9 protein-coding genes are annotated in these 13,182 nt (G+C 40.0%); 4 read left to right on the forward strand and 5 right to left on the reverse strand.

The genetic code is table 11. The features are described 5' to 3' along the window. Positions 1-144 precede the first annotated feature (144 nt). The 4 genes from QWY93_RS04095 to QWY93_RS04110 all read left to right on the forward strand — a co-directional run bounded on the left by QWY93_RS04095 (position 145) and on the right by QWY93_RS04110 (position 4,883). Positions 145-1,161, forward strand: a complete 1,017-nt coding sequence (locus tag QWY93_RS04095; protein WP_290246909.1) for a LacI family DNA-binding transcriptional regulator — start codon at positions 145-147, stop codon at positions 1,159-1,161. Positions 1,162-1,311: 150 nt separating this feature from the next. After that, positions 1,312-2,061 (forward strand): VIT1/CCC1 transporter family protein, encoded by a 750-nt coding sequence (locus QWY93_RS04100; RefSeq protein WP_290246910.1) that lies wholly within the window; start codon positions 1,312-1,314, stop codon positions 2,059-2,061. A gap of 1,051 nt (positions 2,062-3,112) precedes the next feature. Then, the gene (locus QWY93_RS04105; protein ID WP_290246911.1) at positions 3,113-3,274 is read left to right on the forward strand and encodes a hypothetical protein; all 162 of its coding nucleotides are present in this window, start codon (positions 3,113-3,115) and stop codon (positions 3,272-3,274) included. 376 nt (positions 3,275-3,650) lie between these two features. After that, positions 3,651-4,883 (forward strand): DEAD/DEAH box helicase, encoded by a 1,233-nt coding sequence (locus tag QWY93_RS04110; protein WP_290246912.1) that lies wholly within the window; start codon positions 3,651-3,653, stop codon positions 4,881-4,883. 146 nt (positions 4,884-5,029) lie between these two features. On the opposite strand, the gene QWY93_RS04115 is transcribed toward QWY93_RS04110, so the two are convergent. The 5 genes from QWY93_RS04115 to QWY93_RS04135 form a co-directional block, all read right to left on the reverse strand. Next, positions 5,030-5,929 (reverse strand): SAM-dependent methyltransferase, encoded by a 900-nt coding sequence (locus QWY93_RS04115; protein WP_290246913.1) that lies wholly within the window; start codon positions 5,927-5,929, stop codon positions 5,030-5,032. Positions 5,930-6,194: 265 nt separating this feature from the next. Further along, positions 6,195-7,880 carry a ribulokinase gene (locus QWY93_RS04120; RefSeq protein ID WP_290246914.1) on the reverse strand — a complete coding sequence of 562 codons (1,686 nt, stop codon included), beginning with the start codon at positions 7,878-7,880 and terminating at the stop codon, positions 6,195-6,197. Positions 7,881-8,067: 187 nt separating this feature from the next. Further along, on the reverse strand, positions 8,068-9,585 hold the full coding sequence (locus QWY93_RS04125) for an alpha-N-arabinofuranosidase (protein WP_379945333.1): 1,518 nt from the start codon (positions 9,583-9,585) through the stop codon (positions 8,068-8,070). 70 nt (positions 9,586-9,655) lie between these two features. Beyond that, the gene (locus QWY93_RS04130; protein ID WP_290246916.1) at positions 9,656-11,596 is read right to left on the reverse strand and encodes a glycoside hydrolase family 97 protein; all 1,941 of its coding nucleotides are present in this window, start codon (positions 11,594-11,596) and stop codon (positions 9,656-9,658) included. A gap of 89 nt (positions 11,597-11,685) precedes the next feature. Further along, on the reverse strand, positions 11,686-13,179 hold the full coding sequence (locus tag QWY93_RS04135; protein ID WP_290246917.1) for an arabinan endo-1,5-alpha-L-arabinosidase: 1,494 nt from the start codon (positions 13,177-13,179) through the stop codon (positions 11,686-11,688). Between the last annotated feature and the right edge of the window lie 3 nt (positions 13,180-13,182).

The raw sequence follows: 13,182 nt of genomic DNA on the forward strand, positions 1-13,182 counted from the left end.
GATCGTTATTCTGGGAAACGGCTTCCAATTTAGCCAATAATTTGATCCAAAAAACACGATAACCAACCGATTTTTAGGCCACTATACCTGCAAAGGTTTGTGCAAAGGTTTGCGGGTTAAAATTATTTTCAATTATTTTAAGACATGAAAAAAAAGCGGGTTACTCTAAAGGATATTGCTAAGGAATTGGAGGTTTCCATTTCCACAGTTTCCCGGGCATTGAAGGATCATCCAGACATCGACAAAAAGCTAAGAGAGAAAATCCAAAAATTGGCCCAAAAGTGGAATTACATCCCCAACCCATTGGCCATGGGCTTGCTCCGCCAACAAACCCGGGTAATTGGGGTCATTGTTCCGGATATAGTGACTTATTTTTTCTCTTCCATCATTGAAGGAATTGAAAACGAACTTAGGGAAGCGGGCTATTATATTGTAATTTCATCTTCTAAAGAATCAGTACAAAAGGAGATTGAATGTGTCAACAACCTTTTAAACCTTCGCATTGATGGATTAATCGTATGTTTGGCACAAGACAGCCATTCTACTGCCCATTTTAAAAAGGTATTGGAGCATGAGGTGCCATTGGTTTTCTTTGATAGGGTATGTCTGGAAAAGAAGGTATCCACTATTGTAACGGACAATATCAGCATGGCCAGGGATATCACCACTCATTTTTTTGAAAACGGAGCCAAAAAAATTGCCCATATTACAGGGCCCAAACATCTTAATATTGTAAAGGAACGAGCGGAAGGATACCTTAAGGGCCTGGAAATTGCTGGAATTAACTTTGATAAGAAATACTTGATCCATACTGACCTTTCCCCTGAAAGTGCAGGAAGGGCAACCAAAAAACTATTAGCTTTACCGGAAAAACCTGATGCCATCCTAGGGGTAAATGATACCGTTATTTTTTCTACCATGAAGGCTATAAAAAGAATTGGCCTAAGGATACCCGAAGACATTTTGTTAGCTGGTTTTTCAGATGAATTCCATGCCACAGTAGTAGAACCTCAATTGACCTCAGTAGCTCATCCCACCCATGAAATAGGCAGAAATGCCGCCAAACTCATCTTGGAACAAATCCTGGAAGGCCGCCCAATTCAGAAAAAAATAGTACTGAACACAGAACTCCATATCAGGGAGTCTTCAATTAGAAACTGAGCCTCCAAAAAAGTATTTCATTCCTAGTTTCCTACATTTTTCCTACATTTAATTAATTGCAATTATTGCCCAAAAGACCATATTTTTTAATATTTTGTATCAGCAGTTGAAGTCTTATCCTGATGGATAAAACAAATTCAATCAATACTGATGGAAAACCCAGAAGCTTTAGATGAAAACACCCTCCATGGGGAAAAGGGATTTTTATCCAAACACGAAAAATACCTTGGTGAATTTGTATATGGAGGCATCGATGGTTGCGTCACCACTTTTGCAGTGGTAGCAGGTTCGGTTGGTGCAGGACTCGACAGCTCCATCATTATAATTCTAGGTTTTGCCAACCTGTTTGCTGATGGCTTTTCCATGTCCATCGGGGCTTATTTATCTTCCAAATCTCAAATTGACAATTTCCATAAACACCAGGAAATAGAATATTGGGAAGTCAAACACATTCCAGAAACGGAAAAAGATGAAATCAGGTCTATTTATAGGGAAAAAGGATTTGAAGGAGAAATGTTGGAAAGAGTAGTGGAGACAATAACTGAGGACAAAGACCGATGGGTAGATGTGATGATGAAGGAAGAACTTGAGATGATGAAAGACAAAAAATCACCCCATATCATAGCAGGAACTACTTTTTTTTCATTCCTTTTAATTGGATTCATCCCCTTGTTGGTTTATGTTTTGGATTACATAACCTCTATCGGACAGCATCTGTTTTTTCTTTCTTCATTAATGACTGGTGCAGGATTCATTATTATAGGGGCTCTAAAAACCTATGTTACCAACACCAATATTTGGAAAGGCATATTAGAAACCCTTTTCCTGGGACTTATAGCTGCAGTAGTAGCCTATTATGTTGGAGATTTTTTGGAAAAATTGATAACCGGGGGGTTTTAGGATTGGAACGGTATTTTCCGTTTGAAGTTTTTAAAGTTGAAATGTTGGAAGGATATTGCAGTTTCTAAAATGTTGGGCAGGAATTAATAATATATGATGGACTGAAACCTTGATAAGGAAAGGCCAGTTGGAATTTGAAACCCCAATTAGCGTCTAGATGTCACAAGGCAAAAATTTGATGGTAAGCTTTAACCTTGAAAGGACAAATTATTTCAACATAGAGTGAAGCCTGGTCAAAATAAAATGACTTCCCTTGGCTTTTGCAGCTAAAACTTTATTACAGCCAACACTTTTCCGCTAAAGCCCAACCTACTATTGACCTTAGATAAAGGAAGTGCCAAGTTTTCAAATCACGCTCTCCATGATTACAAATCCTTTCCATCAAAAATGAGGGATTACAAATCCCGAATAGCAGATTAGTTATTTGACCTTCAATTATCGAATAGCTCAAAAAACTAAGTACTCCATTTACCTTTTAGATTTATTATCGCATCTGGTCTAAATTTTAGGCACAAAAAAAGCTATGAATAGAACCCATAGCTTTTAGTCAATTAACAATAAACCCAAAATAACCTGCTGTAGGGGAAGGATTCGAACCTCCACGGGGCAGTTAGGCAAAACACGAGCTCGATATTTGCTTTTTCCTGGACTCCCCACCTCTGAGACAGAGAGGCATGTCTGCCAGTTTCAACACCCTACAGTATGTAAAGCTTTTAAGCGCTTTTCGCTTTGCATTATATTACAAACGTAATACACACTTGATTAATTTTCAAATATTACAACAATTAATTTTATTTTTTACATATTTTTCAACATAAACCAGATCCTACCAGCAAAACAATAATTTAACAACTACTAAAAAGCCCTGGTTTTCATTTTTGAAAATCAAATTAATCCCTATTAAACCGGCAGACCAAAATAGCATAAGCTTTTTAATTTTGCTTTCTGGATTTGTTTGGGTTGAAAGGCAGAAAAGTTAAATTGTCAGTAGGGTATCAAAGCATCCAATTTGTTTGAAAACCTGTTGATTGGGTCAATAGCAAAACTCCAAATGGGGCAAAATAGGACACATCTGAGTCAAGCCCTGGTCAATATAACCACCCCACAACGCTATAGAAGACTTGCAGGCATTATTGGCGCCACTTTTTCCCTAAAGCCCAATTTCGAATGGTCAGATTTGGTCTCTCTTAGCTATGGGATCTTGACTTTGTAAAACCAATAGTTATGAGGAACATTGGCCCCAGATAAACTCTTGCTAATAAATTCCTCTTTTTTGATAATTTCTATAATCCAAAGATGTTATAATCCCTCCTATTTATCCCTATCTTAAATAATCCCTCTAAAACCATTTCATTATTTTATTTTCATGGTTATTTATTGGTTTAATATGGGTACCTTTGGGTTTAATTAACTTTACCCCTCAACATCAATCCAATCCATTAAGATTGCATTCTCCTCAAAATAAATAAATAAAGCGCCTTTCCATTTCCTTTTTCTCCAATCTACCTTAACGTTTTTTAGTAAAGAGGACTTGGCAAAGTCTCAGCATAAATCCGGAAAATGAAATCCGGAAAAAAGAACAAGAAATTATGAGTTTTAAAAAATTGAATATCATTCCGCCTATTTTAAAAGCGTTAGAAGATAAAAATTATACCCAGCCTACATCCATACAAAAACAAGCCATCCCTCTTATTTTGGAAGGCAATGATGTATTGGGCTGTGCCCAAACTGGAACGGGAAAAACGGCTGCCTTTGCCATTCCTGTTATCCAACACATTAACGAAACTACACCCTCAAAAGAGTCCCGTCCAAAAATACGGTCCTTGATCGTCACCCCCACCAGAGAATTGGCCATTCAAATCGAGGAAAACATTCAAAAATATGGCAAATACACCAATGTAAAACATGCCGTCATCTTTGGAGGGGTAAAACAAAGTCAACAGGTGGACAAACTAAAAGAAGGAGTCCACATATTGGTGGCCACACCTGGCCGGTTATTGGACTTAATGGACCAAGGTTATATCAGTTTGAAAAACATTGAGCTTTTTGTCCTGGATGAGGCAGACCGGATGTTGGATATGGGATTTATCAACGACATCAAAAAGCTCCTAAGATTGCTCCCGGTCAAAAGACAATCCTTATTTTTTTCCGCTACTATGCCTGAAAACATCCTCAACCTTTCGAAGGAAATCCTGAATAAACCTCAAAAAGTAGAGGTCACCCCGGTTTCTTCCACTGCGGAAACGATCCAACAATACCTTTATTTCACCAATAAAAGCAGTAAAAAAAGCTTGCTATTGCATATTTTAGAAACAGAAGAAATTGACCAGGTGCTTTTGTTTTCCAGAACCAAACATGGTTCCGACAGGATAGTCCGTGACCTGAAAAAGAAAAAAATCAATGCCGCTGCCATTCATGGTGATAAAGCCCAAAACCAAAGGCAAAAAGTCCTGAGGGATTTTAAAGCCGGTAAAATCCAGGTATTGGTTGCTACCGATATTGCTGCCAGGGGAATAGATATCGATAAGTTGAAATATGTAATCAATTTTGATATTCCTGATATTGCAGAAACCTATATCCACCGGATTGGCCGATCTGGAAGAGCTGGGGAAGCAGGAATTGCCCTTTCCTTATGCGGTCCCGAGGAAAATGCTTATATCAAGGATATAGAAAAGCTGGCAAAAAAGCGGATAAAAATTATAGAAAACCATCCATTCCCTCAAACAGAAAAGCCTATGACTGCTCTGGAAAAAAAGGAGTGGAACAAAGAAAAACAACTGCGTAAACAGGAATTTTTTACCAAACGAAAAAAGAATAGATAACCATTGAAATTGTTTTACTTCAGAATGATGCATTGGGAATTCTCTGCTCTGCCAGGTAAATTCTAATGCATTTTTTTTACCCAATTCTCCCCCTTAATCTATGCCGGCTGTTTCTTATTAGGTTGGTAAATTTTACAGAGGGAGGGTTATTTTTCAAACACCAACCGATAATGGTCCATTATTTCCTTTTCAAAGCAAATGCGATTAGGACTTATACGAAAAATCTCCACTCTGTTTCTGAAGGCTTTGTCGGTAAAAAATTTAGGAAGAAGGCTGAGGTAAAGCATGTACTTTTTCAAATTGAATTTCCGGAACCGTTTTCTCCATTGCCCTATTGTCTCAATGTAATCCAGCCTTCCACTGCTATGGGAAATCAGATTAAAATAGGGATTGGCATTTTTTTGGATCATTTCAAGTCCATATGGTAACCATGAACCCGGAAATTGTTCTACCATCAGGGCACAGACATGGGCGGGTGAGCCTTTGGGGGCATCGATATTGATATCTTCAAAATCGATCATATTCTTTCCAAAAACCATAGTTTGCAAATATAACCTGCCTCCTTTGGGCAATAGGTTATAAACTGTATGGAAAAAATCCTTGTACACTTTTTCCTGTTTCCCTGATTTCCAATCCTCTATGGAACAGAAATGTTCGAAGGCCCCAACACAGGAAATGGCATCAAACATTCCAAAATCTTCGGGCTTTACTGTTCGGCAATCTTTCACATAAACATTCAGGCCGTTTTTTCGACAAGCCTCCGCCTGCCCTTGGGACAAAGTCAGCCCAATACTTGAAGCGCCCAATTCCTGTACATATTTCGAGAATGGGCCCCAGCCACAGCCCATATCCAATACACGACTTCCACTTTTAATATCGAGGCTTTCTGCAATAAATTTGTGCTTGGCCTTTTGGGCTTCTTCTAAAGAAAGTGAAAAATCTCCATCGTATTTTGCACCACTAAAATCTCCCGTCTCTCCCATGCTCAATCGGAAAATTTCATCAATCGTCGAGTAGGTGAAGTCCAGATCCTCCTTGTCAGCCATATTTCCCTTTTTATATATTGGATATTTAATAATTTAGGTAAAAAAGGGATAAATCTCCCAGATTGTAGATGATATTTTTCCCAAAATTCCCTTAACCACTATTTAATATTGGTTCTTTAAAAATCCAGTGGATAAAAATCAATTTTACTTATTTCAAAAAGTTCTTAAGTGGGATTGAATCTTTAATAGGTTTTTCATCAACCACTCTAAAGAAAAAAGCCCATCAGCAATTGCTGATGGGCTTTTTACACATAAATTTTCAACATTAATTGGTTACTGCAATGGTTTTTTTTCCTTCCACAAAGTCTCCAAATGCTTCGTATTTTTCGTATAGTTTTTCATAAACCTCCACATTTTCCGGATTCGGCTCATAAACCGCATCAAATCCATTGGTCATGGTAGCGATAGCTGTTTCCGTGTCCGGATGGATGCCTGCTGCTACTGAAGCATACATGGCTGCTCCCAAGGCTGGGGCCTGATCAGAAGTGGCAATTTTAATTGGCATATTCAACACATCAGCCATTGTTTGCATTACCAATTTGGATTTTTTGGCAACACCCCCCATACCAATAACAGTATCAATTTGCACTCCTTCTTCCTTAAAGCGGTCCACGATCTTTTTGGAACCAAAGCAAATGGATTCAACCAAGGCTTTGAATACTCTGGCAGCATCAGTTCCCATATTCAGTCCCATCAGGGCACCTTTCAAGGATTGATTGGCATCAGGAGTTCTTCTACCATTTACCCAATCCAAAGCAACTGGAGCAGTTTCAGAAAGTGGTATCTCCAAAGCCTCATTAGTCAATTGGATCAGCAAATTATCATCCATTTCGTGGATCAAACTCTCTTTGGCAGCATCGTCCAGTTTATTACTTGCCCTGATCAGTTTGGCAGCAGGTTCGATCAACAATTTCTTGAACCAAGCCAGTACATCACCGAATCCTGATTGGCCGGCTTCCAACCCAATGGTACCTGGGATAACGGAGCCATCCACCTGACCGCAGATACCTTTCACCAAATTGTCACCAATGGCATCATAAGAAGCCACCATAATATCACAGGTAGAGGTACCCATTACTTTTACCAAAGTATTTTCGGCAACTTCCCCTCCAACGGCACCAGCATGGGCATCAAAAGTCCCCACAGCTACTACTGTATCTTCGTTCAAGCCAAGCTTTTTGGCCCATTCAGGACTTAGTTTTCCTGCAGGCAAATCCGAAGTATAAGTTTCGGTATATAAACGGTCCCTCAAATCTGCCAATCTTGGATCCAATTGGCCCAGAAATTCTTTGGGAGGAAGTCCATCCCAGCTTTCATGCCATAACGCTTTGTGACCTGCTGCACACCGGCTTCTCTTGAATTCCAAGGGATCATTTGCCCCGGTCAACTCAGCCGTGATCACATCACAATGCTCCACCCAAGAATACGCTGCTTCGGACACCGCTTTATCTTCACGGATCACATGAAGGATTTTGGCCCAAAACCATTCAGAAGAATAAATCCCCCCTTCATATTTGGTAAAATCCTCTCCACCCCAATTTCTTGCCAATTCATTGATTTCATCAGCTTCCTTAATAGCCGTATGATCTTTCCACAATACCATTAAAGCATTGGGATTTTCAGCAAATTCTGGGGTAAATGCTAAAGGTTTCCCTTTTTTATCCACTGCCATTGGAGATGAACCGGTGGTATCCACACAGATACCTTTTATTTGATCCGCAGGAATTCCAGACTCATTTACCACGGCTTTTATGGTCACTTCCAATCCTTCAAAATGGTCCAGGGGATGTTGTCTGAATTGGTTCGTAACAGGATCACAATATTTCCCTTCTTTCCAGCGGGGATACCAGAATACATGGCTGGTTTTCACCTCCCCATTGCCTGCATTGACAATTACCGCCCGAACAGAATCGGAACCATAGTCCAGGCCTATGACAAAGTTGTCCTTCATTTTATAATTTGTTTATTATTTAATACTCCTAATTTCTTTTTCTGGTCAAAAGCCTTCCAAATAACTGAAGGAAGTGCCCTAGAGTTGGACACTTCCTTTATTGAAATAAGGAAAATTCACTTTTCCACGATGGCATTTTATACCTGGTTCAGGTCACCAATTATTTCTATCCATTTTCAAATTTACACTATTTAACCTGAAGAACTACCACGGACTTTGCTGGTACCTTTACATTCAAGGCATCCTTGTTCCACTTGTAGTCTTTAAACTCCTGGATACCTACCACATCTTTATTTTCAAATGAATTGTGGGAATTCAGTTCAGGTGCTGTCAAATAACGGCCACTTACAGATTTAGCATCCGACCCTCTCAGGGCAACTTCAAGATCAATGGCTTTGTCAGGATGGATATTGGCAATACTGATATTGACAGTTCCATCTTTAGATAGGGAAGATGAAACATTCAAAGCATCAATCTGCACATCTTCAATTTTCACATCTTCAGACTCCAAGTGGGTTGGTAGAAGGATTGCATCCATATGTGGCTTATAAAGATCAAACACATGATAAGTTGGGGTTAACAACATTTCTTTCTCATCAGTCAAGATCAAAGCTTGCAATACATTAACTGTTTGGGCCAGGTTGGCCATGTGCACCCTATCGGCGTGGTTATTGAAAGTGTTCAAGGTAATAGCTGCTACAAAAGCATCCCTTAGGGTATTTTGCTGGTAAAGGAATCCTGGGTTGGTATTTGGCTCTACATCGTACCAGGTACCCCACTCGTCCACGATCAATTTCACCCTTTTCCTTGGATCATATTTATCCATGATGGTTTCATGTTTGTCCAAAAGCTCATCCATAAAAGCAGCTTTCTCCAGGGTCACCAAATATTCCCTTTCTGAAAATTCTGTAGATGAACCTTTGTCCCCCCAATTTCCAGGAATAGTATAATAGTGAAGGGACATGGCATCCATCATGCGTAAAGGAATCTTTTGCATCAACACCTCTGTCCAGTTGTAATCGGTAGAATTGGCTCCGCCTGCAATTTTATAGAGTCTTGCTCCAGGATAATTTCTTGCAAAAGTGGCATACCTTCTATATTCATTGGCATAGTATTCTGGAGTCATATTTCCTCCACAGCCCCAGCTCTCATTGCCAACTCCCCAGTATTTGATATTCCATGGCTCTTCTCTTCCATTTCTCCTTCTCAGGTCTGCCATGGGACTCACACCATCAAAATTGATGTATTCCACCCACTTGGACATTTCCTCAACAGATCCACTTCCTACATTTCCTGTGATATAAGGAGTAGTCTCCAACATTTCGCAGAAATTCAAGAATTCATGCGTCCCAAATGAATTATCTTCAGTGACACCGCCCCAGTGGGTATTAATCATTTTTGGTCTTTCACTTTTTGGGCCTATACCATCTGTCCAGTGGTATTCATCTGCAAAACATCCTCCTGGCCACCTAAGGTTAGGGATGTTTAGGTTTTTGAGGGCTTCGAAAACATCAGTTCTATAGCCATTGATATTTTCAATATCAGAATCAGGTCCAACCCAAATTCCTCCATAAATACACCGGCCTAAGTGCTCACTGAAATGACCATAAATGTGCTTGCTAATTTGGGTTTTGCCCTGGTCAGCATTGACAATCAATTTATTTTGAGCCAAAACCGTGAGGCCTGACAGCATCATCACTGTCATAAAAAGTCCTCCAAAAATTGTCTTTTTCATGATTTTATAGGTTTATTATTAAGTGTCAAATTTACATTTTTTATTTGATTTGGAAAAGCACAAATCCCCCAGATGAAGAAATTTTTACTTCCTCCAATTCATTTTCTGTTAATTCTTGAAATTCAAAACCAGTTTTTTCAGGATTGTCAGTAATCAGCAACCAACTGCCAGTTCCTTCCACAAAGGAAAGGTCCAGCGATTGGACTATTTCTTCATGGCTGCCATTGATCCCTGCCAAATACCAATTCTCTTTTCCTTTCCTGGCCATTACCGCAAACTCACCAGGAAAGCCATCCACAAACTTTGTTTCTTCCCAGGTATTTGGTAACTGCTTCAAATAACCCATAACTTCTTCAGGCTGCTTGGCCATGCCTTCAGGAGATTCCGCCAAATGTTGAATACCGGATTCATAAATTACTGTCAAGGCTAATTCAAAAGCTTTACTGGTTTTCCTTTCAATATTAGGGATTCTATCCAAGGACATTGGGGTAAAATCCATGGGGTCAAATACATTCCTGGTAAATGGTAGAACAGCACAATGCTTAGCAACCCTGTCCGCAAACTCTTGATTAAAAGTAATCATTTCAAATCCCTTCACGGATTCCATTGTCATCAAGTTTGGATAAGTCCGGTGCCAACCTCTTGGAAGGGTAGTCCCATGGAAATTCACCATCAATCCAATTTCTGCTGCATCTTTCAAAATATCATGATAATAGGCAATCATGGATTGACCATCACCACCAAAGAAATCAATTTTAACCCCTGCAACACCTAAATCTTTTATTTTTTGGAATTCTTCCCTTCTGGATTCATGGGTCAATAGCATACCCCTTGGATGGTAGGGCGTTGTATTCCAGGAACCGGCAGAATTGTACCACAAATGTACCTTAACCCCTTTTTCTGCTGCATAATTTACCAATTCACCAATCCCATCGTACCCGATGGTGGTGTCCCAATTGACATCAATTAAGCAATGCTCATAATCCATTTGGGCAGCAAAATCAATATGCTCTTTTTGGATATCATAGGTGATAGAAGGATCTTTTCCCAAAGCCCAACTCCAGGCTGCCTGGCCTGCCTCTACAAAGTCAGTGTCCATATCAATCTGTGGATTGGCCAAATCGGTTCCCAAAGTGGATTCCACTACGGTTCCCAAATCACCGACGGCCAAAACCCTCCATGGAGATTTCCAGGGAAGGGTGCTGGTTGGATTTGCCGGGCCATCAGGAAAAACCTCCTCTGGGCCTGGGAAGGCTACATGATATTCTCCTTCCGGGGATTCGGGTGCCAAACGCGTTGCACAATAATCTCTGCCCAGTCCTGCTTCGGAAATCAACACCCAGATATCATTGCTTTGGAACAAGGCAGGATAAACCCAACCTGCAGAAATCGGAGATGGCGAACCTACAGGAACACCCATTTCATATTCTTCTTCATATGAGGGATTACTGGCTTCCCAACCCGTGTTAACTTCAGCAATAGGCTGCATCCAAGCTTTGGCGGAAGAAGGAAAATTGTAAGTGGTCATTTCCTCTTCTATTGTATAAACCTTCTCACTTTCTCCCTCTAACCGGTATTGCAAGGCCAATCCATCATTGGAAAGCCTGAATGCAATGGTTAATGATTCCCCAGCAGCATTTTCAAAGTGGAAAAGTTTTTCCTTGGCCTGGTAATTAATTTCTCTTTGTTTCCCATGAAGCAAAGTATAATTTTCAGTAACCAGCTCACCTTCTGAAACTTTACTTATTTGTAGGTCATTATAAAAATCCGCATTGTCAAGCAATAAGCCTAATTGGGACCATTCCAGCACTTCCTTCCCATTTCGGCTCAAATGGTAAAATACTTTCCCCGATTCCGTTTTCACTTCCAATTCCAAAGCCCCATCTGGGGATTGTAGATTTTTATTTTGTTTTTTGCTACAAGCCCCAAGGCTGATCAGCAACAAAAAAAAGGGAAGCAAATATTTAAATTTTCGGTTCATTTGGAGTTCTATTTTAGGATTAAAACTATCAACTACTGGTGATATATTTCCTTTATTTATCAATTGAATCTATTTTTCATTTAATGCTATTATTTTTTCTTTCCCCAAATTGCCGTCCCTTCATTGTTTAAACCCGTATAGATCAATGTTTTTTGATGGTTTTCCCAATCGTAACCCTGATCTACATAGACTTTATCTACAAAAACTCCATTTCCATAATTCAGGGTCAGCCAAGGCGCTTGGTATGACCAAACATTATCTGAATTACCGTCTATGGTTCCATTGGCCTGAAGGTTGATATCATAGGAAACTTGATGATTAGGATCAACTTGCTCTGCGGCAAAACCAGGGACCACTTGATAACCCAAAACGATCTGTTCCCAAAGACCAACCAAATCCTCCTCTTGGATAGATTCTCTTAACAAATCAGCAAATCGCTCAGGTGAGGCCACTGGCCAGCCATCCTCAGTCCAATAAAGTTTCCTGACATGCATGATCATATAAAACCGATCTGCACTAGGTCTTCCCTGGTGGGCAATAAAATACTGGTCATCATCTTTAAATGCAGCATTATGGGCAGTTCCCTGCCATCCAGCATGTCCCTGGAATTTATAGGGCGCCACGATCATAGGACCATTATCCTGCTCAACATTCATATCATTCCCATGAAAATCTAAAAATGGTCCTTCTGGGTTTCGGGAACGCCCCACCCGGATGTTGTATTTGCTTTCCAACCAATCATAGGAAAGGAAAAGGTAATAATAGCCATTTTCTTTCCGGTATATCACTTCAGGACCTTCAATATTACCGTTGATCACTCCATCGGTAAACCCACGCTGGGCAATCCGTTTCCCTTTATCTCCAGAAGTTTTGGCCAAACCAGTTTCAGGATCCAACTCTACAACATAAATCCCGTCATATGCTGAGCCATAATACATCCAGTGCTTTCCTTCCTGGTCAATGATCACGGAAGGATCTATTGCATTGGTCATGGGTAGGTCTGTGTCAGAAGTAACAGCTAAACCTGCCTGCTGCCAAGGACCTTCCGGTGAATCAGAAGTTAAAAGCCCTATTGCACTTAATTTGTGTATCCCTGATGAAAGGGAATAATACAACCTAAATTTACCTTCTACCTGAAGGATATAAGGAGCCCACAAATTTTCAAAAGGTTCTCCTCCATTGGATTTGATGTAGTTGACTGCTTGCTGGGGGAGCCCATCATAGGCCCAGCCTACAAATTCCCATTCCACCAGGTTTTTAGATTTCCTTACCTGAATGCCCACTTTAATTAATGGTTGCCCGTAGGCTACATCCGTACTATAACTGTAAAACCAATCCCCAACTTTTATCACTGAAGGATCGTGGACATTATATGGCCCCCATTTGGAGGAATTACTAAAGGAAGAAATGGAACCATAGGAATCTTTAATATCCGTTAGCTGAAATCCAATTTCATCCTCAGGATTTTGGTCAACTCCAGGTTCCTCAGAATCTACAGAACATGCCCCTACCCCAATTATAATTAGGAATAAATTGAGGAGGGCACATTTCTTATAAAGATATTTTGCGCTAATCAACTTCACATT

Source organism: Echinicola jeungdonensis (genome assembly GCF_030409905.1).
GTDB classification, from domain to species: Bacteria; Bacteroidota; Bacteroidia; order Cytophagales; family Cyclobacteriaceae; genus Echinicola; species Echinicola jeungdonensis.

Excerpts from the sequence above, each read along its gene's own strand:
- QWY93_RS04110 (WP_290246912.1), top strand. The coding sequence starts at position 3,651 with ATGAGTTTTAAAAAATTGAATATCATTCCGCCTATTTTAAAAGCGTTA.
- QWY93_RS04100 (WP_290246910.1), top strand. The coding sequence starts at position 1,312 with ATGGAAAACCCAGAAGCTTTAGATGAAAACACCCTCCATGGGGAAAAG.
- QWY93_RS04120 (WP_290246914.1), bottom strand. The coding sequence starts at position 7,880 with ATGAAGGACAACTTTGTCATAGGCCTGGACTATGGTTCCGATTCTGTT.
- QWY93_RS04105 (WP_290246911.1), top strand. The coding sequence starts at position 3,113 with ATGGGGCAAAATAGGACACATCTGAGTCAAGCCCTGGTCAATATAACC.
- QWY93_RS04115 (WP_290246913.1), bottom strand. The coding sequence starts at position 5,929 with ATGGCTGACAAGGAGGATCTGGACTTCACCTACTCGACGATTGATGAA.
- QWY93_RS04125 (WP_379945333.1), bottom strand. The coding sequence starts at position 9,585 with ATGACAGTGATGATGCTGTCAGGCCTCACGGTTTTGGCTCAAAATAAA.
- QWY93_RS04130 (WP_290246916.1), bottom strand. The coding sequence starts at position 11,596 with ATGAACCGAAAATTTAAATATTTGCTTCCCTTTTTTTTGTTGCTGATC.
- QWY93_RS04095 (WP_290246909.1), top strand. The coding sequence starts at position 145 with ATGAAAAAAAAGCGGGTTACTCTAAAGGATATTGCTAAGGAATTGGAG.